The organism is Rhodococcus marinonascens NBRC 14363 (genome assembly GCF_001894885.1).
Taxonomy (GTDB): domain Bacteria; phylum Actinomycetota; class Actinomycetes; order Mycobacteriales; family Mycobacteriaceae; genus Rhodococcus_F; species Rhodococcus_F marinonascens.
The window spans coordinates 67,640-94,039 of sequence record NZ_BCXB01000021.1 but is presented as its reverse complement, the minus strand read 5'-3'; the positions used below and the strand labels follow the sequence as shown (position 1 = coordinate 94,039).

The 26,400-nt window shown below is 64.0% G+C and carries 22 protein-coding genes; 13 read left to right on the top strand and 9 right to left on the bottom strand.

Features of this window, described 5'->3' with window-relative positions:
* The 8 genes from RM2_RS15670 to RM2_RS15635 all read right to left on the bottom strand — a co-directional run.
* The coding region (locus tag RM2_RS15670; RefSeq protein ID WP_373863341.1) for a YncE family protein at window positions 1–337 on the bottom strand (337 nt) is incomplete at its 3' end.
* A 459-nt stretch (window positions 338–796) separates the two neighbouring features.
* On the bottom strand, window positions 797–1,876 hold the full coding sequence (locus RM2_RS15665) for a sulfate/molybdate ABC transporter ATP-binding protein (RefSeq protein WP_072690485.1): 1,080 nt from the start codon (window positions 1,874–1,876) through the stop codon (window positions 797–799).
* On the bottom strand, window positions 1,873–2,679 hold the full coding sequence (locus RM2_RS15660) for an ABC transporter permease (protein WP_072690484.1): 807 nt from the start codon (window positions 2,677–2,679) through the stop codon (window positions 1,873–1,875). Before RM2_RS15660 ends, RM2_RS15665 begins: the two co-directional genes overlap by 4 nt.
* A complete protein-coding gene (gene modA / locus RM2_RS15655) occupies window positions 2,676–3,470 on the bottom strand; it encodes a molybdate ABC transporter substrate-binding protein (protein WP_072690483.1) in 795 nt (264 codons plus the stop codon). The genes RM2_RS15660 and modA overlap by 4 nt, the downstream gene beginning before the upstream one ends.
* A complete protein-coding gene (locus RM2_RS15650) occupies window positions 3,467–3,871 on the bottom strand; it encodes a TOBE domain-containing protein (RefSeq protein WP_072690482.1) in 405 nt (134 codons plus the stop codon). Before RM2_RS15650 ends, modA begins: the two co-directional genes overlap by 4 nt.
* Window positions 3,872–4,014: 143 nt before the next feature.
* Window positions 4,015–8,214: a bifunctional nitrate reductase/sulfite reductase flavoprotein subunit alpha gene (locus tag RM2_RS15645; protein ID WP_072690481.1), complete on the bottom strand. Its 4,200-nt coding sequence runs from the start codon at window positions 8,212–8,214 to the stop codon at window positions 4,015–4,017.
* Window positions 8,215–8,439: 225 nt separating this feature from the next.
* On the bottom strand, window positions 8,440–8,574 hold the full coding sequence (locus RM2_RS25660) for a hypothetical protein (RefSeq protein ID WP_281250422.1): 135 nt from the start codon (window positions 8,572–8,574) through the stop codon (window positions 8,440–8,442).
* A 577-nt stretch (window positions 8,575–9,151) separates the two neighbouring features.
* The gene (locus RM2_RS15635) at window positions 9,152–10,603 is read right to left on the bottom strand and encodes a CCA tRNA nucleotidyltransferase (RefSeq protein WP_072690493.1); all 1,452 of its coding nucleotides are present in this window, start codon (window positions 10,601–10,603) and stop codon (window positions 9,152–9,154) included.
* A 149-nt stretch (window positions 10,604–10,752) separates the two neighbouring features.
* On the opposite strand from RM2_RS15635, the gene RM2_RS15630 reads away from it, so the two are divergent.
* The 13 genes from RM2_RS15630 to RM2_RS15575 all read left to right on the top strand — a co-directional run bounded on the left by RM2_RS15630 (window position 10,753) and on the right by RM2_RS15575 (window position 25,680).
* Complete coding sequence (locus RM2_RS15630) at window positions 10,753–11,319, top strand: NUDIX hydrolase (RefSeq protein ID WP_072690492.1); 567 nt, start codon at window positions 10,753–10,755, stop codon at window positions 11,317–11,319.
* Between the two features lie 2 nt (window positions 11,320–11,321).
* Complete coding sequence (locus RM2_RS15625; RefSeq protein WP_072690479.1) at window positions 11,322–13,766, top strand: DUF6049 family protein; 2,445 nt, start codon at window positions 11,322–11,324, stop codon at window positions 13,764–13,766.
* Between the two features lie 128 nt (window positions 13,767–13,894).
* Window positions 13,895–17,749 (top strand): murein biosynthesis integral membrane protein MurJ, encoded by a 3,855-nt coding sequence (gene murJ, locus RM2_RS15620; RefSeq protein WP_174553865.1) that lies wholly within the window; start codon window positions 13,895–13,897, stop codon window positions 17,747–17,749.
* A 49-nt stretch (window positions 17,750–17,798) separates the two neighbouring features.
* Complete coding sequence (gene sigM, locus RM2_RS15615) at window positions 17,799–18,380, top strand: RNA polymerase sigma factor SigM (RefSeq protein ID WP_072690477.1); 582 nt, start codon at window positions 17,799–17,801, stop codon at window positions 18,378–18,380.
* A gap of 93 nt (window positions 18,381–18,473) precedes the next feature.
* Window positions 18,474–19,223, top strand: coding sequence for an RsmA family anti-sigma factor (locus RM2_RS15610; protein WP_072690476.1), 750 nt, complete (start codon window positions 18,474–18,476; stop codon window positions 19,221–19,223).
* A 262-nt stretch (window positions 19,224–19,485) separates the two neighbouring features.
* Window positions 19,486–19,800: a hypothetical protein gene (locus RM2_RS15605; RefSeq protein WP_072690475.1), complete on the top strand. Its 315-nt coding sequence runs from the start codon at window positions 19,486–19,488 to the stop codon at window positions 19,798–19,800.
* Window positions 19,800–20,747 (top strand): hypothetical protein, encoded by a 948-nt coding sequence (locus tag RM2_RS15600; protein WP_084721829.1) that lies wholly within the window; start codon window positions 19,800–19,802, stop codon window positions 20,745–20,747. Before RM2_RS15605 ends, RM2_RS15600 begins: the two co-directional genes overlap by 1 nt.
* Window positions 20,722–20,895 carry a hypothetical protein gene (locus RM2_RS24575; protein ID WP_169846744.1) on the top strand — a complete coding sequence of 58 codons (174 nt, stop codon included), beginning with the start codon at window positions 20,722–20,724 and terminating at the stop codon, window positions 20,893–20,895. Before RM2_RS15600 ends, RM2_RS24575 begins: the two co-directional genes overlap by 26 nt.
* A 5-nt stretch (window positions 20,896–20,900) precedes the next feature.
* Window positions 20,901–21,512, top strand: a complete 612-nt coding sequence (locus tag RM2_RS15595; protein WP_072690474.1) for a hypothetical protein — start codon at window positions 20,901–20,903, stop codon at window positions 21,510–21,512.
* Window positions 21,513–21,621: 109 nt separating this feature from the next.
* Entirely contained in the window at window positions 21,622–22,809 is a 1,188-nt protein-coding gene (gene nox / locus RM2_RS15590; protein WP_072690473.1) for a 4,4'-dithiodibutanoate disulfide reductase, read from the top strand.
* A 125-nt stretch (window positions 22,810–22,934) separates the two neighbouring features.
* Window positions 22,935–23,918, top strand: coding sequence for a thioredoxin-disulfide reductase (gene trxB, locus RM2_RS15585; protein WP_072690472.1), 984 nt, complete (start codon window positions 22,935–22,937; stop codon window positions 23,916–23,918).
* Window positions 23,919–23,964: 46 nt separating this feature from the next.
* Window positions 23,965–24,288, top strand: a complete 324-nt coding sequence (gene trxA / locus RM2_RS15580) for a thioredoxin (protein WP_072690491.1) — start codon at window positions 23,965–23,967, stop codon at window positions 24,286–24,288.
* 192 nt (window positions 24,289–24,480) lie between these two features.
* A complete protein-coding gene (locus RM2_RS15575) occupies window positions 24,481–25,680 on the top strand; it encodes an N-acetylmuramoyl-L-alanine amidase (RefSeq protein ID WP_072690471.1) in 1,200 nt (399 codons plus the stop codon).
* Between the two features lie 10 nt (window positions 25,681–25,690).
* On the opposite strand, the gene RM2_RS15570 is transcribed toward RM2_RS15575, so the two are convergent.
* Complete coding sequence (locus tag RM2_RS15570; protein ID WP_072690470.1) at window positions 25,691–26,395, bottom strand: GNAT family N-acetyltransferase; 705 nt, start codon at window positions 26,393–26,395, stop codon at window positions 25,691–25,693.
* Window positions 26,396–26,400: the final 5 nt, after the last annotated feature.

Sequence of the window (26,400 nt, the reverse complement as noted above, 5' to 3'; positions counted from 1 at the left end):
CCGGAGAGAACGCCACCGACGACGGCCTGTTTCCGACGCGAACGGTGCCGATCACCGTGTTACTGTCGGCGTCGATCACCGACACCGACTTGTCGTAATAGTTGGTGACGTAAGCGCGGGACCCGTCCGGAGTGATCGCCACGTCCCCGGGGTTGGTCCCGACCGAGATGGTGTCGATCACCGTGTTACCGGAAGAAGCGGTATCCGCCACCGCAGTCGCCGCCCCCGCTCCGGCCATACCGAGCATCATCGCAGCAGTAGTCGTCAACCCGAACAACAAACGCGGGAAGCTCCCCCGGACCGGGCGCTTGCCGCGCAAACTACCGTCTCGATCCACGTACGCATCCTCTCTCAATGGAACAACGAGGCTGTCCCGAATTTCGTGTGGACCCCGTCGAATTCTTGTTGCAAGATAAGGTGTCTCGGACCACAGCCAAGACACCCCGACGGGGAATGCCGTGAAGAGTAGCCGCAAGTCCCCCTCAGCGCTAGGGCAGGTTCACTTGTGATACCCCGGAAGTCCGGTTCTTTTGGTTCGTCCGAATTCTCCTGTTTATCCGAATCTTCCGGTTCGGGGTTCACTGCTCCCGAAGCTCGAACACGATCCTCGACCCCAACCATTCCGATTCCCCATCCAGGCGGCCACATGCCGCAACCCGAACCGCCGGCGCGAGAAGTCTTGACCGAAAGTGATTCCCTCACAGCAATTCACCATCTCGTGAGTGGGACAGCTACAACATCTGCTGATACGCGAATCGCTCAACTAGATTCCCCGAGAACACTTTTCGACCATAGATCATGCTGCTCGCGCGGCATGGAGAGCAACCTCGGCCGCCTTGACGACGAAGAATACGTCGGCGCCCGGCATCAGATCGAGTTCCGCGACGGACGCCGCGGTCACGTCGGCGCTCAACTCGAGCCGACCATCTCCGGTGCCCGCACGCGCCCGGACCATCGGGCCCCGCACCTCGATCTCGGCGATCGTGACCCGGAAGACGTTGCGCGGACTACCTTCCGGAGGATGGAGGTGCACTGCGACCGAGTGCGGCGCGAACACCGCGACTGCCGGCGAACCCGCTACGAAATCGGCACCTGGCAGCCCGTGCATCCGGACCCCCGTCGCGGTTAAGAGGTCACCCGGCGCACCGAAAACGGATACGAGGTTGAGCCCGGCGATCCGTGCCGCGAAGGAACTTCTGGGGCACGTCAATACATCCCGAACCGAGCCCGACTCGACCACTCGCCCCTCGTCGACGACGATTACTCGGTCGGCCAGAGCCAACGCGTCGAGAACATCGTGCGTGACCACGACGGCTGTCCGGTGGCCTTCCCGCAGCACCCGCCTGAGTAGCACCCGCAGCGCCGGGGCCGCGGTTACATCTAGCGCAGCCATCGGCTCGTCGAGCAGCAGGGCCTGTGGGTCCGCAGCCAGGGCGCGGGCCACCGCGACGCGCTGAGCCTGCCCTCCCGACAGTTCGTGGGGCCTGCGGTCCGCGAACTGCGTCGCCTCCACCGCATCCAGCCACTTCTGGGCGATCTGACGCGCTTCCCGGCGCCCCCGCCCAGCACTTCGCGGTGCGAACGCCACATTCGCCTCCACCGTGAGATGCGGAAACAACAGAGCCTGCTGTGCGAGCAATGCGACTGAGCGCCGGTGTGGGGGCAGCATCACGCCCCGGGCTGTATCGGTGAGCACGCGACCGTTCAGCTCCACACGCCCGGTATCCGGGCGTACCAGACCCGCAACGATGGAGAGCGCAGTCGACTTGCCTGCACCGTTCGGGCCGAGGACGGCCAGCACCTCACCCTCACCGAGGTCGAATCCCATCTCGACCCCGCGTGCGCCCACCCGCGCCTCGACGCTCAGGCCGCTCACAGCGCGGCCCTCGTCGTCCAGCCCCGCGCTCCGACCACGACGAGGACGGCCACCACCACCAGCACCAGCGACAATGCCACCGCAGCGTCGGCATCGCTCTCGCGCTGAAGATAGATCTCGAGCGGTAGAGTCCGAGTGACACCCTGCAGACTTCCCGCGAAGGTCAGTGTCGCCCCGAACTCGCCGAGCGCTCTGGCGAACGACAGGACCGCTCCCGACACCAACCCCGGCAGAACCAGCGGAAGCGTGACCCGGCGGAAGACCGTGGTGGGGTTCGCGCCGAGCGTGGCGGCGGCGTATTCGTACCGCCGACCGGCGGTTCGGAGCGATCCCTCGAGGCTCACCACCAGGAACGGCAAAGCAACGAACGTCTGCGCGAGCACCACGGCGGTGGTGGTGAAGGCGATCTGAATCCCCGCGACCTCGAGGTATTGGCCGATCAGGCCCTTTCGGCCGAACGTGTAGAGCAGGGCGATCCCGCCGACCACCGGCGGGAGGACCAGCGGCAGCAACACCAGCGACCGCAGCACGTGAATTCCTCGAAAGCTACTGCGCGCTAAAATCGCCGCCATCGGTACACCCAGCACAACACACAGGACGGTACTCGCGGTAGCGGTCTGCAGACTCAGTTTCAGTGCAGCGAGGGAGGATTCCGAGGTGACCAGCTGGAAGAATCGCGACCAGTCGACGCTCGTCAGCATCGCGAGCAACGGCAGGACCACGAACCCAGCCCCGAGCGCCGCCGGAAGAAATATCCAGGCCGGAAGCCCGGACGGGACCCTCGCGAGCGCAGGTCGAATCACGGCGCCGCGAAACCCGCCTGTGCCAAGACTGCCCGGCCCTCAGGTCCGGCGACGAGGTCGACAAAGCCCTGCGCCGTCTGCTGTTCCTCCGAAGCAGACAGCACTGCAATGGGATAGGTGTTCACCGCCCGTGCTGCTTCAGGAAAGGCGACTGCCGTCACCCGATCGCCGGCACCTGCCGCTTCCGTGACATAGACGAGGCCCGCATCGGCCTGGCCGACCATCACCTTGTTCAGCACATCGGTTACCGAGGACTCCTCGCTGACCGGGGTGAGTTCGACGCCCGAATCGTTCTCGACCTTCTGCGTCGAGGAACCGCACGGAACCTGAGGTGCACAGGTGACAACAAGGGTGCCCTCGCGGTTCAGATCCGCGAGAGAGGTTATGCCCCGCGGGTTTCCAGGTGCCGTCACGATGGTCAGAGTGTTGGCCGCGAAGTCGGCTGGGGGATCCTCCACCAGGCCGGCATCTACCACCTTGGTCATGTTGTCGGTGTCTGCAGAGGCGAACACGTCGGCCGGCGCGCCCTGGTCCAACTGTGCGGCGAGGTCGGAGGAACCGGCAAAGCTGAACTCCACGTGGGATCCGGGGTTGTCGGACTCGTAGATTCTCGCCAGTTCGCTGAAGGGTTCCTCGAGCGAGGCCGCCGCAAAGACTGTGATGTCGCCACCCTGGCCCGACGCAGATTCGGTCGAGTCCGAGGTGTTCTCTTCCGATCCACAACCGGTGAGTAGCGTGAGGGCAATTGCGCCCGTGGCGGTTCCGACTGCAACCAGACGCCAGGACTTCATGAATCCGTACCGGGTGTTTCGACGATGACCGTGGTCGACTTGACGACGGCCGCAGCGACTGTGCCGGGTTCGAGTCCGAGGTCGCGGACAGCTTCACTACTCATGAGCGAGACGATACGAAAGGGGCCACACTGCATTTCGACCTGCGCCATCACCTTGTCCATCACAACAGCGGTCACAATGCCGGTCAAGCGGTTACGTGCCGAGGACTCCGACCTGAGTACATCCGGCGATGTGGACGCATTGGTACGTGCGAACTCCGCGAGATCCGCGCCGTCGATCACCTTGCGACCCGACTCGTCCCTGGCCGCCGTGAGGCTGCCATTGTCGATCAGGCGACGGACGGTATCGTCACTGACACCGAGCAGTTCCGCGGCCTGCTTTATCCGAATCCTCGTCACAACGAAATCCTGGCGTCGGTGCGCAAATGTGCTTGCCCGGCACCTGCGGCGAGAAACACAGAGAAGTTCCGCAAATGCACCATGATTGGTATCGTATGCCGGCATCTACGGGATCAGCAAGGAAAGATCTCCGCTGATTCGAATCAGTACACGTCTCGTACGTAGCGCTTGTCGGCGACCAGTTGCTTCATGTAGCGCTCGGTGTCTTCTTCGTCGAGGCGTCCGTGGATGCGGACGAGTTCACGGAGGGTCTCGTCGACATCCTTCGCCATGCGGCTCGCATCGCCACAGACGTAGAAGAACGCTCCGTCCTGCATCCAACTCCACAGCTCCGCGCCGTGTTCGCGAAGACGATCCTGCACGTATACCTTCTGCCGCTGATCCCGGGAGAACGCGGCATCGAGGTGCGTGAGGAATCCGTCTCGCTTCATGGCTTCCATCTCCTCGCGGTAGTAGAAGTCAGTTGCCTCGTGCTGCTCACCAAAGAACATCCAGTTCTTGCCGGTGTGACCCAATTCCCGACGTTCATGAAGAAATCCGCGGAATGGCGCGACTCCGGTACCCGGTCCGACCATGATCATCGGCGCATCGGCCGCTCGAGGGGGCCGAAAATGCGCCGACTTCTGCACGAAGATCGGCACGTCCGCGTCATCGCACTGGTCCGCGAGGAAGGTCGAGCAGACGCCGGAACGGTTCTTGCCTTCGTGGTTGTAGCGCACCGCTGCGACGGTCAACTGAACCTCGTCCGGATCGACCTTGGAACTCGACGAGATCGAGTACAGCCGGGGCGTAAGCCGTGTGAGAACACCCAGCCACTCCTCGACATCGGCGTCCACCTCGTACTCCGCCAGCACGTCCATCGACTGCCGTCCCCACAACCACTGCCCGAGCGCGATCTTGTTCTGCGGGCGCATCAACCGATCCAGCTCGGTGTCCTGAGTGCGGCTACGCACGAACCGTAGAAGGTCGGGGGTCGTCTTGGTAATTTCGAACTGGGTGCGCAAGGCGTCCCGCAGCGACATCTCCGGCAGGTCCGGAAGCCTCACCGGCACATCCGGAGTCAGTCGGGTGCCCTTCAGCCACTCGTCGACAACATCTTCACTGTTGGTCGGCCACACACCGAGTGCATCGCCGGCCTCGTAGGAAAATTCCGGATCGCTCACTTCGAAGCCCAACTGACGCACGTCCTTCCACGAACCCGCGGAACTGAGCGGGACGTTCCTGGTCAGTCGGGTGACCAATGGCGACTTCCGGGTATACGTCAACGCCTTCTTCGCTTCGCGCACGGCTGACGCCGGTGTGCCCGTCGCGGGCCGCGCCGGTGTGCCCGTCGCGGGCCGCGCCGATGTCGCCGTCGCAGGTGACGCCGGTGTGCCCGTCGCTACCTGTCGCTCCCCGATCAGCTTCTGGACCTGGGTCAACCACTCACCTGCCTGGCCTTCATAATCCGGTTCGCAGTCGACTCGGTCGATCAGTCGCTTCGCCTCGAGTTGCCCGAGGCGGGAGTCGATCCGCTTGCCGTGCCCACAGAAGTCGTTGTAGTTGGAGTCTCCGAAAGCCAGTACTGCGTACCGGGTCTGCGATAGTGTCGGCGCCTCGTCACTGTTGAGCGCAGCCCAGAAGCCGCCGCCGTTGTCGGGCGCATCACCGTCCCCGAAAGTGCTGGTGATGATCAGCAAGTCACGGACATCCGCGAGACTCGCGACGTCGCACTCGTCCATGCTGATCAGCCGCGTGGCGTGCCCGGCCGCCGCCAGTTTTTCGGCGCACTCAGCAGCGAATTCCTCGGCGTTGCCGGTCTGGGACGCCCACACCACCGTCACCGGGTGCCGCGCCGCTTCGGTGCCCACGGAACTCCGGCCCGAAGCCACCGCACTATCCGAAACGTCGGAGCGGGAGAACAGCCCGGCCATGACCCCGTCCAGCCACATCCGTTTGAAGCCGTGGATCGGCGCGCTCGGTGGAAGAACCGGAACACCCTGAATCTCGTTGGACTGCAACCCCGAAAGCAGTCCTGCCAGATACGCCCGTTCGTGATCGTCAAAGCTGGGGGGAGCGGAGTCGGCCAGACCCAGGAGGCGGCCTATCTCAGCCGCGGGCGAACCCTCCGGCAACTCGACCGTCGCCCCGGACTGCGGACCTTCTGGCGCAGACACCGGTGCCACCCGAGTCAGGGACACGGCGGACACCTTGAACTCTGGTTGAAAGGACACCGGATCGACGGCGTCGTTTGTGACGGCATTGATGCTGAGGTACTCCCCGAAGGAGTCGTTCCAGTGGAACGGCGCGAAGCAACCCCCACTGAGGACACGGTCGCTGACGACGGCGGGTAGCACGGCACGTCCGCGGCGGGATGCCACCTCGACTTTGTCACCCTCGACGATCGAGAGTTTCTGCGCATCAATGGGATTGATCTCGATGAACGGACCGGGGTTCAGTTTCCCGAGCTTGGCCACCTTGCCCGTCTTCGTCATGGTGTGCCATTGGTGCTGCAGACGACCGGTGTTGAGCACGAAAGGGTAGGCGTCGTCGGGCATCTCGGCAGGCAGCATGTGGGGCCGCGGAAAGAAGGCCGCCTTCCCGGTGGGTGTGGCGAAGGCAAGTCGGGGGAATGAGCCGTCCGCTGCCGACAGCAGATTCTGGCTGACGCCGTCGTTGACGTAGCGGATGGGGTTGCGGTCGGTGCGGTTACCCGGGGGGCTCGGCCACTGCACCGGCGTCTCACGCAGGCGGTCGTAGGTGATGCCACGAAGGTCGTAGCCGGTCTTAGGATTCCACGTGCGCTTGATCTCCTCGAACACGTCCTCCGAGGTTGCGTAGGTGAACGCCTCCGCATACCCCATCTCGCAGGCGACGCGGGCGATTATCTGCCAGTCAGGCAGGGCCTGACCGACCGGGTCGACGGCCTGCTGCAGCAGCGTGAGGTTCCGCTCGGAATTGATCATCACCGAGTCGGACTCCGCCCACAGCGCGCCGGGGAGCAGGATGTCGGCGTAACCGTTGGTTTCGGTGTCGAGGAACACGTCCTGCGCGACCACGAGTTCAGCGGCTTCGAGGCCCTCGATCACCGTCCGCCGATTGGCCACCGTGGCGACGGGATTGGTGCAGATGATCCAGCACGCCTTGATGTCTCCAGCCACCATGCGCTCGAACAAGTCGATGGTTCCGCTGCCGACCTCGGTGCGGATGGCTCCCTCCGGCAATTCCCACAGATTCTCGATGAACGTCCGGTCGGCGGCGGCGAGGACCGACCGCTGGCCCGGCAGGCCAGGGCCCATGTAGCCCATCTCGCGACCACCCATGGCGTTCGGCTGGCCGGTGAGGGAGAACGGGCCACTGCCCGGCCGGCAGATCGCGCCCGTGGCCAGGTGTAGGTTGCAGATCGCGTTGGTGTTCCAGGTGCCGTGGGTGCTCTGGTTCAGCCCCATCGTCCAGCAGCTCATCCAGTTCGCGGCCTCGCCGATCCACTGCGCCGCGGTGCGGATGTCGGCCTCGGGGATTCCGGTGATCTCGGCAACCTTCTCGGGGGTGTACTCCTCGAGAAACTCCGGCATCACCTCCCAGCCCTCGGTGAACTCGGCGATGAACTCGGGGTCGGTGTGTCCGTTCTTGACGAGCAGATGCAGCAGGCCGTTGAGCAGTGCCAGGTCGGTGCCCGGCGTGATCTGCATGAACAGATTCGCCTTGTCCGCCGTCGCGCTGCGCCGCGGATCCACCACGATCAACTTGGCGCCGGCCTTGATCCGGTCCATCATCCGCAGAAACAGAATGGGGTGACAGTCGGCCATGTTCGCGCCGATCACGAAGAACACGTCGGCCTTGTCGAAATCCTGATACGACCCGGGTGGACCGTCGGCACCGAGGGATTGCTTGTATCCGGTACCTGCACTGGCCATGCACAGCCGGGAGTTGGACTCGATCTGGTTGGTGCCGACGAAGCCCTTCGCCAGTTTGGTGATCAGATACTGGGCCTCGATGGACATCTGACCGGAGACGTAGAAGGAGAGTGCATCCGGGCCGTGCTCGTCGAGTATCACCTTCAGTCGCCGGGCCGTCTCGCTGATGACCACGTCGACGTTCGCCGCCGCGGGTGACTGCCCGCGCTCGTCGCGTAGATAGCCGGTTTCCATCCGACCACCGGCCACCAGCATCTCGGCGCTGGTCGCACCCTTGGTGCACAGCCTGCCGAAGTTGGCGGGATGCTCCTTGTCGCCGGTCGCCGCGATGACACGGCGCGCCTTCGTCTCGGGATCGACTCCGACCTCGAGGACCACGCCGCAACCGACACCGCAATACGAGCAGGCGGTCTTCACGGTGGAGGTTCCGGCCATCTGGTGCTGCATCGATGTACTCCTCACCTGCACGGTCGTCGCCGGTCCACCCGGCTCTCGACCTGACTTCCATGCTGCCGAAAACCGTGTTTCGTCGGGATTAACCCCCGTGAGCGTTCGATGACTTCTCTCGCACCCGACGGGCACCACGGTAGTGAAGCCTGCTCGTCGGCATCGATTCGGAACGCATCTTCCGTAGCGGTCATGCTGTCGAAGCCGTGTCGCGGAAACCACCAACTAGCGTTCAGTACCCGCCGAGTTCACCGATGCGCGGGCCTGAAGCAGCAGAACCATCGCCCCACCTGTCATGCCTGCCACGAAGACGCCCGCGGCCACGCTGAAGCCCTGGGCGCCCCAGCTGCTACCCGTCATGACGAAGACCAAGGGGATTAGAACCCGGAGGCCTCGCCGCGAGACCGCACGCCAAATCTCACTGACATAGCGCTTCACCAGATACCTCCCACATCACACGCACTTGAACTCATAGATCCCAGGGTTAAAGGGGTTCCCCATTGGTCTCGAGCTCCCCACCAGGACATAGCCCACCACGGTTGTTGAACCACTGCATGAGTGACGCGAGTACGGCTGACACAGCTGCGCAAGTCACACCTGTCGTAGCCGCGCAAATCGTCACCGCCAGGCCTCCAAATGCGCCCGCTGCGACAACCAACAGCTTGCCTGGCGTCAAGTACAGATAGAACCCCCACCCGGCACTTCGTCCACCTTTTCTGTCGCTCGACAGACAACCAGATACATACACACCGGTTTGCTATGTGAGATAACGGATCAGTAACTCCCCCTCGGGTGATCCGACAGGATCCGCGGGGTGCAGGCGCGTTCGCAGAGCAGCGCCACCAAAAAGTGGATACGGAGGAATCCCGCTGTGGGAGTCATCGCCGTCGAGCAGCATCGGCCATGCCGCCGAACAAATAGCGCTCCTCACTGCCCGTCACTTCTCGCGTTTGGCCCACCACGACAACAATTCCGCCTCGGCCTCCTCGCGGCTGAGCGGTCCACGGTCGAGACGGAGTTCCTTGAGGAACTTCCACGCCTTCCCGACGTCTGGTCCGGCGGGAATCGCGAGGAGTTCCATGATCGCGTTGCCATCGAGGTCGGGGCGCACCCGCGCGAGATCCTCCTGCTCTGCGATCCGAGCGATCCGCTCCTCGATGTCGTCGTAGGTGGCCTGCAGTGCCGCGGCCCGCCGCTTGTTGCGCGTCGTGCAGTCGGCGCGGACCAGTTTGTGCAGTCGAGGCAGCAGAGGTCCCGCGTCCGTCACGTACCGGCGCACAGCGGAATCGGTCCACTGGCCCTTGCCATAGCCGTGGAAGCGCAGGTGGAGGAACACGAGTTGCGAGACGTCGTCGACCATCTGCTTCGAGTACTTCAGCGCCCGCATCCGCTTACGGACCATCTTGGCGCCGACCACCTCGTGGTGGTGGAAGCTCACCCCGCCGGCCGGTTCGTTGCGCTTGGTGTCTGGCTTGCCGATGTCGTGCAGTAGCGCCGCCCACCGCAACACCAGGTCGGGGTCACCCTCCTCGAGGTCGACGGCCTGTTTCAGGACGGTCAGAGAATGCGAGTACACGTCCTTGTGCTGATGATGCTCGTCGATCTCGAGTTTCATCTGCGGCACCTCGGGTAGCACGTGGCCGGCGAGGCCCGTCTCGCACATCACGTTGACACCCTCAATGGGGAATTCACCGAGGATCAGCTTGTCGAGTTCCGCGCGGACGCGCTCGGCCGTGATGCGCTCGATCTGCGGCGCCATGTCGACGATGGCGAGGTTCACGCGCTCGTGCATCGAGAATCCCAGTTGAGAGACGAATCGCGCGGCTCGCAACATGCGCAGTGGGTCGTCGTTGAAGGAGTTCTCTGGTGCTGAAGGCGTGTCCAACACGCCGGCCAGCAGCGCATCCATGCCCGTCAACGGATCGACGAAATCCAGCGACCCGTCCGCGCCGATTCGCACAGCCATCGCGTTGACCGTGAAATCGCGGCGCACCAGGTCGTCCTCGAGCTTCGACCCGAACTGGACGGCGGGATTGCGCGACACCCGGTCGTAGGTGTCGGCGCGGTACGTGGTGATCTCGATCTGCTGACCAGCCTTGACGGCACTGATCGTGCCAAACTTGATGCCCGTGTCCCACTGGTGCTCGACCCAACCCGACAGCAGTTTCTGTATGTGCTCCGGCCGGGCGTCGGTGGTGAAGTCGAGGTCGGTGCCGAGACGGCCGAGGATCGCGTCCCGCACACTGCCCCCCACCAGGTACAGCTCATGACCGGCGGCGGCGAACCTCGCACCGAGCGGCGTCAGGACTTCGGACAACTCGCGCAGCGTCACAGCGGCGGCGGCAAGCAGTCGTGTACGGCGCTCGTCGTCGAGAGAAGGGGCAGTCACGTCCAGGAAGCTTACCGACGTGCGCAAATAGCCCGACCCGCTGCGGCCGAGGAACCTTGCAGTTCCCACCGCAACAGGACTGTCACGAAGTGTCCCGGTTCGGGTGAGGCGTACATATGGGGACAGCCGGGCCCACTACTATCAATGGGGTGTCTGCTGCCGAACGTGCGAATAGGAGTCGCCGCAACTCGCGGCGACGACACGCCGTCAGTAAACACGAGAGACCCCGCATGAAGACGGTCAGGGAAACTTCGGCGGGCGGACTCGTCGTCACCGGCCTCGATGGACCCAGAACGAATTTGTGCGCAGCCTTGATCGGCCGCACCGACCGTCGCGGACGACTGCTGTGGTCGCTACCCAAGGGTCACATCGAGCAGGGCGAAACCGCCGAACAGACCGCGATGCGCGAGGTCGAGGAAGAGACCGGCATCCGGGGCACCGTCCTCGCATCGCTCGGCAGCATCGACTACTGGTTCGTCACCGAGGGCCGACGTGTCCACAAGACCGTCCACCATTTTCTGATGAAGTGCCTGGGTGGGGAACTATCGGATGAAGATGTCGAAGTCACCGAGGTGGCGTGGGTGCCGCTCGCCGAGTTGAAATCACGCCTTGCCTACGCAGACGAACGGAAACTCGCGGAGATCGCCGCTGACTTGATCTCCCGAATGACAACCACCACTGATGTGAATCTCCAGAAGAGGCCAGACGCCGGATGAGGATGGCTTTGCGACGGGTCGGTGCCGTGACGCTGACCGCACTTGCGGTCGTGCTGGCTCCTACCAGCACCAGTGTGGCTGTCGCCCAGAGTCCTACTCCATACGACAGCGCCCAGAGTCGTATTCCATATGACAGCGCCCAGACTCGTATTCCGAACGAGGGCGCCCAAACCCAGATGATCGACGAAGACCCGGCGTTTCTGGAATTGCAAATCGACACCGTCACGCCCGCGACGGTCACCACCACCAGCGATCTGACCGTCACCGTGTCCGGGTCGGTGAAGAACGTCGGCGACCGCACCGTACGCGATGTCGATGTACGACTGCAGCGTGCTCCCGCCGTCTCGCGCAGCGAAGGCCTCCGTACGTCGCTCACCCTCGATCAGTCGCGGTACGACACAGTCGGCATGTTCGATACCGTCACCAACCGACTCGACGAGGGCCAGAGCAGAAAGTTCACGCTTTCGCTACCGCTACGCTCCGACACCGGGGTCTCGCTCGACATCACCGAGCCAGGTGTGTATCCGCTGATGGTGAACGTGAACGGCACGCCCGAGTACGGTGGCGCCGCGCGTCTCGACGACGCCCGCTTCCTGCTCCCAGTGTTGGGCGTCCCGGGGAGCCCCGCCGTGCCACCCGACATCTCGAGCCCCGTCGCCCTCACAATGATGTGGCCGCTGGCGGACCGACCTCGGCTCGCGGCGGGCGTTCCCGGTTCCATCACCGAACCGGTTCGTCTCGTCGACGACGCCCTCGCGAAGTCGCTCGCCGAGGGCGGACGCCTCGACGACTTGTTGTCGGCTGCCGAATTCGCCACCGGTGACAGCGTCGACCCTGACCACATGCTCCGGGACAGTCTGTGCCTGGCGGTTGACCCCGACCTGCTGATCACTGTCCAAAATATGACCCGCGGATACCTAGTTGTGGACGATCCGTCCGATCCCACGGGTTCCGCCCACGAGGGCACGGGCAGGGAGGCTGCTTCCGACTGGCTCGAACGCGCCCGGTCGCTGGCCGCGTCGATGTGCACGACCTCGGTACCGTTCTCGCAGGTCGACCTGTCCGCAGTCGCCGAAGTTGCGAACCCGAGCCTCACTTCGGCCGCAATCAGGACACCCGCCGACATTGTCGACGATGTTCTGGGTGTCACGTCGCTACGCAATTTCGTGTGGAGCGACGCGGGAGTGCTCGACGACGCGACCGCACAAATGCTCCGCGGGAACGCTCCCACCACCGCGCTCGTGGCGGCAAATGCCGTCGACACGGGCACCCCCAGGGACAACGTCTACGTTATCGAGGCGGCGGAAGCCGAGAGCGCCGTTCCGGGCACTGGTGAATCCACCACCCTGGGGACCATCGAGAACTCCTCCACCACCGGCAGCGTCGACGCCCTGCTATTCGATCCCTCGGTCGGCGCCGCACTCGCGGCTATGGGAACTACCCCGAAGACGCCCATCTACACCCCTGAGGGCACCCGCTACCGCCTCGCCGACGACTCGCAGACCGCCCGCCTGCAAGACGCTCTCGGTGCCGTCGCCTGGTCCGCTCTCGAACCCGAAGCAGCGAGCAACGCCAGGACGTCCCGTTCGCTCATGGTGGTGCCGCCGCAACTGTGGACCGCCGACGCCGACGACGCGACAGCCCTGCTGTCCACAGCGTCTTCACTGTTGCGGTCGGGGTTAGCGACGACCCGCCCACTGCCCGCGCTGCTGGGAGGCCAACTCGGATCGACGGAGGTCGCGACACTCGACTACTCCGGTCACACCGCAAACCGCATCCCCGAGCACATCCACGACGCTGCCGCCACACAGATATCCCGCATCGACACGTTGAGCGCGGCGCTCGTCGACGATCCACAGACCCCGCTCACCCCGGGCACGTTCATCGCACCGCTCCGCGAGGACATCTTGCGCTCGATGAGCCTCGCGCACCGGCGCGACGACGAACGCCGATACGCGGAGGAGGCGTCCGATACGCGGGCCGACGTAGTGGCCGAGACTATGGACGATCTGTTCGGAGCCACCACCGTCGTGTCGCCGGGCGGTGTCTACACGCTGGCGTCGGAGCAAAGCCCGTTGCTGCTGGTGGCCCGGAACGACTTGCCAGTGGGTATCACGGTGCGACTGCTGGTGGACGCGCCGTCGGAGATGGATATCACCGACATCGGGGCGATTACTCTCCCACCGCGCGGCAGTCGCACCCTCACCGTGCCCACCACGGCCAACGACTCACGCCAACTCGTCGTCAACTTCACACTGACCACCGGTGATGGGCAGCAATTGGGTGAGCCGACCAGCGTGACAGTACGGTCCAACGCATACGGGCAGGCGCTGGCAGTGCTGACAGCCGGTGCGGGTGCCCTGCTTCTTTTCCTCGCCGGCCGCCGGCTGTGGCATCGGTTCCGCGGCCAGCCGGATCGAGCTGACGAAGGGTACGAACGTTCATGACGGGGGACATTCCCAGCGGGGGTCGGAGGCTTCCCGATCACTCTCATCCCCGGGTAGCGTATCCCCGGGTCGCACCGTGGGAGCGTGACCACTGGGCTCGGGAGATCCGACCTGACGAGGCACCGACGGTGCAGTTCGCGGCCATCCGGGTCGACCACCCGCCGCCGGTCCCGGACTCCGGTCCTTCGACGGCACCCCAGAACCAAACCAACTCGCGTCTACTGGCATCCACCGGATCCATCGCGATTGCGACGCTCGTCAGCCGCATCACTGGATTCGTCAAGCAATTACTCGTCCTGACCCTGCTGGGTGCGTCGTTGGCGAGCTCGTTCACCGTCGCCAGCCAGATCCCGAACATGATCGCCGAGCTGGTCTTGGGAGCGGTGCTCACCGCAATCGTCGTGCCCGTGCTGGTGCGCGCCGAACGCGAGGACCCAGACCAGGGTGCGGCATTCGTGCGGCGCCTGTTCACGGCGACATGCATTTTGCTCGGGACCGCGGCGCTGCTGGCCACCGCCGCGGCCCCCCTGATCGCGTCCATCCTCGTGCCGGACGGCGCCAAGGTGAGCACCGACCTGACCACGGCCCTGACCTACCTCCTGCTACCCGCGATCCTGTTCTACGGACTGTCGGCGCTACTCACCGCCATCCTCAACACTCGGCAAGTGTTCAAACCGGGTGCCTGGGCGCCAGTGCTGAACAACGTCGTGATGATCACGGTGCTGGCCATCTATTACGTGACTCCGGGGGAGATCACCGTCGACCCGGTGCGGATGGGCGACCCGAAACTGCTGGTCCTCGGAGTGGGTGTGACGCTGGGTGTCGTCACCCAGGCAATGAGCCTGGTGCCCGCCATCCGACGCGAGGGCATCTCACTCAAACCGTTGTGGGGACTCGACGATCGGCTTCGGCAGTTCGGCGGAATGGCCGTCGCCATCATCCTGTACGTGCTGATCAGCCAAGCGGGGATGTCCTTCGCCATCCGAATCGCGGCCCAGGCGGACGAGGCAGGTCCGGCGATTTACACCAACACCTGGCTACTGCTGCAACTGCCGTACGGAGTGCTGGGCGTGACGGTCCTCACCGCGATTATGCCGCGGCTCAGTCGAAACGCCGCCGACGACGACACCCCAGCCGTGGTCGACGATCTGTCGGTCGCGACCCGGTTGACCATGATCGCGCTGATCCCGATTATCACGTTTCTCACGTTTGCGGGACCCGAGATCGGCCACGCGCTGTATGGATACGGCAACTTCGGTTCGGGAGATGCCGACCGTCTCGGTCAGGCTGTCAGCTGGTCGGCGTTCACGTTGATCCCGTACTCGCTCGTCCTGATCCAGCTACGCGTCTTTTACGCCAGGGAACGGGCGTGGACCCCCACGTGGATCGTCCTCGGCATCACCGCGGTCAAGATCGCACTCTCCGCGCTCACCCCGATGATCGCCTCGAGCGACGAACAGGTGGTGATCCTGCTCGGCACGGCCAACGGCCTCGGCTACATCATTGGAGCACTGATCGGCGGCTACCTGCTGCACCGCAGCCTCGGAAATCTTCAGATGGCGAATGTCGGGAAAACGGTGTGGGTGGTGGTCCTGGCGTCGTTGGCGGGTGCACTCGCCGTGCTCGGCGTCGACCGACTGTTGAAGCTGGACAGGCTCACCACACTCTTCGGCGGCCCCGGCTCCATGGTTCGCGTGATCATCAGCGGCATTCTGATGCTCAGCATCACCTTCGTGATCCTCTGGTTCGCGAAGATCCCGGAGATCATGTCCATCACTGTCGCCGTCAGCCGCAAGTTACGCGCCCTCCGCGGTCGCGGCGCCGCGGCGGGATCTGAGGTCGATTCGCTCATCGACGCCGAAACCGAACTGATTCCCGTCATCCGAGCCCAATCGGATCACCCAGGAAGGCAACCGCGGGGTGGCAAACGGCCCGATAATCTCCCGTACCCTGGACACCAGCGGATCGGATCGCCGCCCGGTACTGGTCGGAGTTGGGCATTCGAAAGTGAAGGAGTGAGGGTGAGCGACGACGACGTGTCCGGCAGCAACAGAGCCGGAGGTTCTGTGGTGCATGCCTCCGAATCCGATTCTGCCCCAGCACCCATTGGTCCCGACACCCCTGCGAATAAGGGTGGCGGCAACTCGACGTCCACCGGCGGGACGCCCAAGACCGGACAGGACGGGACGCCGAAAACCGTACAGGGCAAGGACACCGGTGATCGCGAGGGCGCGGACGCGGACCCGAAGGCTCAGCAGGAGGCGTCCTCCGGCGACTCCGAGCACCGCGGCGACTCGCGCCGAGATACTCGTCACATCGGCGCCACGCACGGACGTGACATCAGCACCACGCCTGGGCGTGACATCAGTGTCGACACCGGCGTTATCCCCATTGCCCCCGCGCCCGATCGTGAGCCGACGGCTGACGCGCGGCGCCCTCCTCGTGGCCCCAAGCTCCTTCCAGGTGCTTCCGTCGCGGGCGGTCGTTACCGCCTCCTGACACCGCACGGAGGTTCGCGCGGTCTCCAGTTCTGGCAGGCACTCGATGTCAAGCTCGACCGCGAGGTGGCCCTTACCTTCGTCGACGCCGAACAGCGTTCCAATTCGGCCACACCCGAAGGCCCGCAAGCTATTCTGTCGCGTACCCTGCGCCTCGGTCGGATCAATTCGCCCGGTCTCGCCCGCGTGCTCGACGTGGTCCGTGGAAGCTCGGGCGGTATCGTCGTAGCCGAGTGGACACCCGGTCGCTCGCTGCGGGAGATGGCCGACACCAGACCGTCCCCGATCGGCGCTGCAAGCGCCGTCCGCGTCCTCGCCGCGGCCGCCGAGACCGCGCACCGGGCGGGTGGAGCACTGTCGATCGACCACCCCGACCGGGTTCGCATCAGCATCACCGGCGATGCCGTTCTGGCGTTCCCGGCCACACTCGCAGACTCCGACTCCAGTTCCGACGTGCGCGGACTGGGCGCCATGCTCTACGCGCTCATCACGGCGCGCTGGCCGCTGACCGACCGGTCCGCTCCCGCCGGCGCACCCCGCCCGGGCAGCGTCGGCGGCATGCGACTGGCCGACCGCGACTCGAGCGGGCAGCCCATCGGACCGCGGGTGATCCGGCCGGAGGTTCCGTTCGAGATCTCGGCGGTAGCGTTGCGCGCACTCGAGCCGGACGGCGGAATTCGCACAGCTGCCACCGTGCAACACATCCTCGATCAGGCCTCTGTCGTCAACGACAAGACTGAATACATCCCCGCGATCCGGCTCGGGCAGCGGAACGTCGGTGGCTCGAGTAACGTTCTCGCCGATCCGGAAGCGCTCGAGGCGGAGAAGAAGAAGTCCAACCGGATGATCGCGGCGCTCGCGGGCCTCGGCGTCGTAACGATCATCGTGCTGGCGCTGCTGGGCTTCTGGCTCGCGGCATTCCTCACGGGCAGCAGCTCCAACGCCCCGCTCACCGAGCAAAGTTTCGGGCTCACCACGCCGGCGACAGCGTCGGTCGCCCCCGAAGCGGGTCCGGGTCCGGGTCCGGCTACCGCTCCGACACCGGGCGCACCGATCACGCCCGCCGGCGTAACGGTGTTCTCGCCGCAGGGCACACCTGACTCAGCCGCCAGCGCCCGACTCGCCATCGACGGCGATGCCTCCACGATGTGGAGCACCGACAACTACTTCCAGTCCTTCCCTACACTGAAGAACGGTGTGGGCCTGATGGTCACGTTCGACCAGCCGGTCAACCTTTCGAACGTCTCGATCAACTCACCCTCACCGGGCACCGCCGTCGAGATCCGGAGCGCGCCGTCGACGGACCCCTCCCTCGACCAGACTCGAGTGCTGGGTTCCGCTGTGCTCGATGACGGTGTCACCGAAATCTCTGTGACGTCCGCCGGACCCACCAGGAACGTTTTGATATGGATCACCGGTCTGAGTAGTTCCGATGGAAGGAATCAGTCCTCGATCGCGAACATGGAATTCGACGCCACGAATTAGTCGGTACCCGGTTGCCCGGGTACACGCGAACGCGGGTTAACATCCGCCGGTGCGAACCTTCCGTGGGGAGACCGAGGACAACACCTCGGATGTCGACCTGTTGGCTGCGCACGTCGCGGGCGATCGACATGCGTTCTCGACCCTGCTCGGCCGCCATTACGACCATCTGTGGCACGTCGCCAAACGCACCAGTTACACCGCCGAAGACGCGGCAGATGCGCTGCAGGAAGCGCTGCTGTCCGCGCATCGCAAGGCCGCCACATTCCGCCGGGACGCCGCAGTGCGCAGTTGGCTGCACACAATCGTGGTCAACGCCTGCCTCGACCGTATCCGCCGGAACAAGGCGCGCCCGTCCGTATCGCTGTCCGCAGAGGAAAAGGACGAACCGCGCGAGATCCGTGACCACGTATCCGAATTGGAACTGAACCTCGTGGTCGAACGAGCCCTGGCCTTGCTCCCGCCGGATCAGCGGATGGCGATCGCTGCGGTCGACCTGGAGGGTTTTTCCACTAGCGAGGCCGCCACTCTGCTCGAAGTCCCGGAAGGCACCGTGAAAAGTCGCTGCGCACGCGGACGGAAGAAACTTGCCGCCTCTCTGGAATACTTCCGTGACGAGAGGAACCGATCATGACTCCGGAGCGTCAAAACCTAGTAGGGGCGCAATAGAGTCTCCTACATCCCACGGGGGATGTCCCGGGCTCTAACCGATCGGTGAGGAGGTGCGGTGGCTGACCGTCAGTTCGACCCGTCCGACGCCGGGTTTCCCGCTCCGCCGTACTCCGCCGATCTGCTCGCGGATCTACATGCCGGGCTACTGCCCGAGTCGGTGAGCGATCAGTTGTGGCCGCTCGTCCGGAACGATCCACGGGCCATGGAGGTGATCGACGCCCTCGACAAGGTAACTGCACAACTCGCTGCACTGGGCCGCGACCATTCCGTCTCGACGCCGATCCCCACAGCGGTCGCCGACCGCATCAACCTGGCACTGGCCGCGCAGCGAGACGGACTCCCGGTGACCACCGTGGCACCGTCGATCCGGCGGGGAACCTGGGCAAAGGTTGCTGCGGCAACCTTTGCGGCGGCGGCAGCGATCGTGGTGACGGTCGCCGTTGTGACGCCGAGCAATCGGACACCGCAGACACCGCCGGTCGCGTTGCCGAGTACTGAGACAACCACGACATCGGCGGTTCTCGATCTGGATACCAACCTCGATTCCGGACGTCTCCTCACACTGATCGGCTCGAATCAGTTGGGACCGCTCGACGATCCTGCTGTACTTGCGGATTGCTTACGCGCCAACGACATCGATGAGTTACGTATGCTTCTGGGTTCCGGTGAGGTCCGCCTCGCCGGTGTACCCGGTGTGCTACTCCTCTTCGCCGGTCCACACCCGCCGCAAATCACCGCCCTGGTGGTCGGCCGGGGTTGTAGCGCAACTGATCCGGCGACGCTCGCCGTCACCGATATCGGTTGATCTCGAGGACTTTCTTGCTCGGCTCCCTGAGTACACAGTTCATGGTGACGCCCACTCCTGAGAAATTGCGCGACGGCAGACAGTTAGGGTGATCGCCGAGAATCGGCGCACTCGGGAGGTTTCCGGTTCGGAAGGAGAAAAGGGGGAAGCGTTCAACGACTCGTCTCGACCTCGGCTCCTCAGTGACGATCTCGGCAGCCGCATCCCGACATCATTCATACAGCAGGCATGCGGCACTGGCCCGGCTGGAAGGGGAGGACCGATGAGCGCGGATCAATTGAACGTCGAGAATCTGAACGAGACGGCGAGGATACTGGCGCGCAGCGCCGTGGAGGTTGACGAGGCCGGATCGCAAGCACCGGCAGTGCCGAATGCCGGGCCGTCCACCGCGTTTGTCGGCGATGCCCTCGTCGCGCTCGCTGATGCGATGTCGCAGATTGCCCGATCGTCGGCCCGAGCAGCCGACATCGTTGCGTCCTGCGACGCCAACTACACAGAGTCCGACCAAACGAATGCCGATGAGCTCGCCGTCGTCGGTGAGCGCATGTCACCCACGCCCAACGGACGGACACCCTGATGCCGATCTATGTCCATGTCGATGCCGATCCGGCGTCGTGCATCGAATGTGCCACCGCGCTCCGCCAACTTGCGGACACCGCCGACCGGGGGGCTCGTGGGTTCCGCGACGCCAGGAACCAATCCGAAGACGACTGGACCTATACGGCGGGAGACAACTTCCGCGCAACAGTCGACAAGCTCGCGAAGTCGTCAGAGGAGGTTGCAGACCGAGCGAACGATATCGCAGCGGCACTGCGCGCGTTTGCCGACGACATGAACACCGTCAAGAAGCGGATGACACAAGCGGCGGCGCGCGCCATGGAGGGCGGCCTGAGGGTGGGTCCCGATGTGCGCTTTCCGACATGGATCGCCGACCCGGACGCATTGCAGCCTGTGGGCCCCTGGAGTATCGAACAACTGACGATGTCCGCCCAACAGAATGCCGCGTACGGCGAGGCCCTGAGTATGTTGGCCACCGCGCGTGAGATCGAAAGGTTGGCGCACGAGGATCTTCGACGTGCTTTCGGAGACAGCACTGATCGGCTGGACCGGCTGAAGGGTTCGGCGCCCTGGATGCTCGCGGGTGGTGCGCTCAGCTACGTCGGAACAGCGGTGCAAGAAGCAAACAAGTGGGGCGAGATCGCCCGAACTCAGGCCACGCAACTGCAGAATTTTCGAAACCTCGCTGTCGAGACCGGCTGCGGCCCCGCCGCAACGAAGGCGGTCAATGCCTTCGCGCCCGCCGCGGACGACGCGGCACGATTCGCCGCGCAGAACTCGAGGCTGATCGGGGGACAGACCGGAGGTGTTGTCGGCAAATTCCTTTCCGACAGTGTCGCCTCCAAGAATGTATCCAAACTTGGCTCCAAAATCCCCGGCGCGGGCGTGGTGTTCGCGAGCGCCCAGATCGCATACGACCTGCAAGGCGCGGAAGACGCCGGTGACGTGGCGGTGGTGGTGGCATAGGACGCGGGAGGGTTCCTGGCCGGCAGCGCTGGCAACCAGCCTGCTGCTCGCCAGCGCTGCGGGAGGCCCGGCAACCATCGCGGCGGTCGGAGCCGGAATCTTGGTCAGCTACGGTGTCGGCGAACTCATCGAATACGTGGCGGACTGATCCCGATGACCGAACTGTCACGACACCGATCGCACCTGCCACCGAAGCCCGATCCGAACACTGGACAACCCCGGCCACCCTCGGCGCCGCGCGGGGAGTCGAGCGCACACGAAACAACACCCGATGCGCCGGCACCGCGCCGCGCCATCACCGCCCCAGGAAAACTCGGCCCCGTCCTCGAGTGGACCGAGTTCTCCACGAAGGTTCGGTGGCAGGGCTCAACGCTAATGGTCGGGTTGGTCCTCGGCTGGCTCACGATCAGGGATCAGGGACTCGGGTGGATCGACAACTGGACTCTGTGGTGCGTCGCGTTAGCGGGCGGCGCATTCATGTACTGGCGCGGGGGACACAACTGGATGGCCGCCGGATCACAATGGGTGCAATCAGGCCCCCAGTGGATCAACACCTACGAGATCGTTCGCATCAGGTTCAGCGTCGACGGCCTCCACCGGGTAATCCGACTCAAAGACTCATCGGGACAAGAACTCACCCTCGAATTACGCAACGCCCAGGGCCACCCACTGCTGTGGGACCTGGTATACAACGGACTACTACACTCGGTGGCCAGCGGACATTGCGACATCTCGAAAAAAGCACGCAAGGTTCTCAAACTATAGCGGTGGTTCACCGCCGCCTTGAATGTTGTGATTGTGTGACAGAACTGGCTTGCGCGCTATATCGTCCAATTCGGAGTCAGTGGCATCGAAATTCGAACCAGGACAATACGTGACCGTTCCAGAACCGCGCCGAAGCATTTGGGAACCAGCCCGGCTGGGCCCACTGACGCTGCGCAACCGCATCGTAAAAGCCGCCACCTTCGAGGGGGTCATGCCGCGAGGCCAAGTTACCGACCAACTCATCGACTTCCACGCGGAGGTCGCGAGGGGCGGTGCCGCGCTGACCACCGTCGCATACTGCGCCGTCTCACCCGGCGGGCGCGTCCACGCAAACACTCTTGTGCTCGACAAGAACCACGTCCCCGAACTGCGTCGGCTCACCGATGCCGTCCACACCGAAGGTGGACTCGTCGCGGCACAAATCGGGCACGCCGGCCTGGTGGCGAACACCAGGTCCAACCGCACCAAGACCCTCGCTCCGTCCACTCGCTTCAGCCCGCCGGCCATGGGCCTCGTGAGGGGTGCCACCAGGGAAGACCTCGACCGAGTCATTCGCGATTTCGAGGACGCCGCCCGCAACGCCGTCGATGCCGGCTTCGACGCCATCGAGGTTCACCTCGGGCACAACTATCTCCTCAGCTCGTTCATGAGCCCGAATCTCAACAGGCGCAAGGACGAGTACGGGGGCAGCCTCGAGCGGCGGGCAGCCTTCCCACGTCGGGTGATCGACCGCGTGCGCCGCAGCGTCGGCGACTCGGTTGCCATCACCGCGAAATTCAATATGGCGGACGGCGTTCCGAAGGGACTGTGGCTCGACGAAAGTTTGCGGATCGCCCGGATCCTCGAAGCCGACGGGCATCTCGATGCGCTGCAACTCACCGGCGGAAGTTCACTACTCAATGGGATGTACTTCTTCCGAGGTGAGGTTCCGATGGCGGAATTCGTTGCTTCACAGCCGAAAATGGTGGGGTATGGACTGAAGGTGTATGGTCCGCGCATATTTCCTACCTACCCTTTCGAGGAAGCCTTCTTCCTCCCGATGGCCCGGCAGTTCCGTGAGGCCGTGTCCATGCCACTCATCTTGCTCGGCGGCATCAACAGGCTCGACACCATCGACAACGCGCTCGCGGAGGGATTCGAGTTCGTCGCGATGGCCCGCGCCCTGCTCCGCGACCCCGACCTGGTCAACAAGTTTCGTGACCAGCAAGTCTCCGAGGGACTCTGCATTCACTGCAACAAGTGCATGCCCACCATCTACACGGGAACCCGTTGCGTCATCCGGGAGACTCTGCGCTGAACAGTGGGTTGCGGGGAAGCGAGTTGCGGGGGAAGCGACCGGTATCACCTGCAGTCTGGGAACAACACCCCCTACTCTGGTGTTGACCCATACGACTGAGCACCCCTCACTACTGGAAGGCTCGCATGACCACTCCATCGACGGTTCATGAACTCATCATCGTTGGTTCGGGACCTGCCGGATATACCGCGGCCGTCTACGCGGCGCGGGCGCAACTCGAACCGCTGCTGTTCGAGGGGACTCAGTTCGGCGGCGCTCTCATGACCACCACCGAGGTCGAGAATTTCCCCGGATTCCGCGACGGAATCATGGGCCCGGACTTGATGGACCAGATGCGCGAGCAGGCGAAACGTTTCGGTGCGGACATCCGTACCGAAGACGTCGAGGAACTCCACCTCGAGGGTCCGATCAAGAAGGTCGTGGTCGGCGGGGAGACCTATCAGGCACACGCCGTCGTCTTGGCGATGGGCGCAGCCGCCCGCTACCTGGGAGTTCCCGGTGAGGAGAGGTTGCTGGGTCGCGGTGTCAGCGCCTGCGCCACGTGTGACGGTTTCTTCTTCAAAGATCAGGACATCGTCGTGGTCGGTGGAGGTGACTCCGCGATGGAGGAGGCCACCTTCCTCACCCGCTTCGCCCGGAGCGTCACTCTGGTGCACCGTCGCGCGGAGTTCCGTGCCTCCCGCATCATGCTCGAACGGGCGAAGTCGAACGAGAAGATTCGTTTCGTCACCGATGCCGAACCTGTCGAAGTCCTGGGAGAAAACAGCGTCACCGGTCTGGTCATCCGCGACACGGTCAGCGGCGAGCAGTCCACCCTGCCTGTGACTGGCATGTTCGTCGCCATCGGCCACGATCCGCGCAGCGAACTGGTCAAAGGTCAGCTGTCTCTCGACGACGCCGGATACGTGCGTATCCAGTCGCCTACCACCGCGACCTCCCTCGACGGCGTCTTCGCCGCCGGCGACCTGGTGGACCACACCTATCGCCAGGCCATCACCGCCGCCGGCACCGGATGCTCCGCGGCGATCGATGCCGAACGCTGGCTGGCCGAGCGCGGCGACATCACAGCCAACACCGTGGCGGCCGCCGGGTCACCGGTCGACGCCTGAGTTGTGCAAGAACCACCCACTGATCACCTCGAGTAAGGCGAAACCCGTGTCGAATACCGTCACCATCACCGATGATTCGTTCCAGCAGGATGTTCTTTCCAGCGACAAGCCGGTCCTCGTCGACTTCTGGGCCACCTGGTGCGGGCCGTGCAAGATGATCGCCCCCGTCCTGGAAGAGATCGCAGGCGAGCACAGCGACAAGCTGACCATCGCCAAGCTCGACATCGACGCCAACCCGGCCATCGCCCGCGATTTCCAGGTCATGTCGATTCCGACGCTGATCCTGTTTAAGGATGGCAAGCCGATTAATACCATCGTCGGAACCAAGGGTAAAGCTGCTCTACTGTCAGAGCTCTCAGCCGTTCTCTGATCGATATCCAAACGCTCGGCACGATTCTCGATTATGTGGGAATCTCTGAGACAATTGATCGATGCGCTCCGATCTCGTCAGCTAGACCGGACCGGGCGCATCGATCGTCTTGTTCGTACCGAGACTCGTTTGTACTGAGCTGTGTTGTGGTGACGCACACAGTCATTGATTCAGACTGAGAGGCCCTGAAACATGCATCGACTCCGTCGAGGCGAACGTGGCCCGGCCGTCGCTGAGATTCGGGGCATTCTGGCCGGTCTCGGGTTTCTGCACAACACCGTCGCCGACACCCGGCGCCACATCACCAACAGCTCGCACTGGATCGCTTCGGATGCCGTGTTCGATCATCACCTCGACAGCGCCGTGCGAGCCTTTCAGCAGCAGCGTGGGCTGCTCGTCGACGGAATCGTGGGGCGCGCAACATACCGGTCCATGAGGGAGGCCTCGTACCGCCTGGGCGCACGCACACTGATCTACCAACTGTCCGCTCCACTCTATGGCGACGACGTTGCCGCCCTGCAAACCCGACTGCAGGATCTCGGCTTCTACATCGGGCGCGTCGACGGATTCTTCGGACCGGGGACCCACGATTCCCTGTCTTCGTTCCAGCGGGAGATCGGGATCGCCGCCGACGGTATCTGCGGCCCCGCCACTCTTCGATCCCTCGAGTTGCTCGGAACCCGTGTCACCGGTGGCTCACCGCACGCGATCAGCGAAGAAGAACTTGTTCGCAGTTCCGGTCCGCAGTTGAGCGGTAAGCGGATCGTCATCGACCCTGGCCTCGGCGGCGACCGCAACGGAGCCATCGTGCATTCCCCGTACGGCACGATCTCGGAATCCGATATCTTGTGGGACCTGGCCAGCAGACTCGAGGGCCGCATGGCAGCGACGGGGATGGAGACATTCCTGTCCCGACCACACCACGCCAATCCTTCGGATATCGAACGCGCTTCCACAGCGAACGGTTTCGATGCGGATCTGATGATCTCGATGCGGTGCGACGGCAACGCATGCTCGGCGGCCAACGGTGTCGCGAGCTTCCATTTCGGTAACTCGCACGGTTCGACGTCGATGATCGGTCAGGTCCTTACGGGATTCATCCAGCGGGAAATCGTGGCACGCACGCCACTGCAGGACTGCCGGACGCACGGGCGAACCTGGGATCTGCTGCGTCTGACGAATATGCCGACCGTGCAGATCGACCTGGGCTACCTCACCAACCGTTCGGATGCCGAGGTTCTCGCCAACCCCAGGGCCCGCGATGCGATCGCCGAGGCCATCCTCATCTCGGTGAAACGACTGTACCTACTCGGTCAGGACGATCAGCCGACCGGAACGTTCACCTTCGCGGAACTGCTCGCCGAGGAATTGGCGGCCTCCGAACGACCCTGAGCGCCGGCAGTCAGCGCACACCCACAGGTGTGCGTTCACCGATATCCACCATGCTCACCGACGATGTGTTCAGCAGTCTCTCGAGGGCGGCCTCCACATCTTCCTTCCATCCGTGATCGCGATTCAGCTCCAGTCTCAGACGTGGGAAGTGTGGGTGAGGAGCAACCACTTTGAAGCCGTTATCCTCGAGGAGATCAGCCGGGATCATGCACTCCTCGGGGGAGCACTCGCGGGCTGCGGTGGCAGAGGAGACGCCCGCACCCGGTGTCTCGATCGATCCGTCCACATCCATGTTGCGGATACCGAACGCCTCGAGGGCGCGAACACCACGACGCACCAGATCGGCCACGACCGCTTGGATCAACGTCGTTCCCAGGTTCTGTTCCTCGCCTGCGGGCTCGAGCCTAAGGCTTGTGAGGAGGATTGCGTCGGCGCCGACGGGTCCTGTCGGTAGAAGATGCGCGCGGGGCACTGTCCGTGGCGGAGCGTAGAGAGCACTTCCGACTGGCTTGCCGTCTATCACGGCGACCTGACCGCACGAACCCCACTCGAGCATGACCATCGACAGCCATGCCTCCTTCTCGAATTCCTGATCACAGAACCCACGCGAACCGTTGATCGCCGCCGGATCCATTTCCCAGAAAACACAGCGCCGAGCGTGCGCGGAAAGCTTGTCCAAGCCATCGAGAGTGAGCGATGTGACATGAGTCGACACTGGCT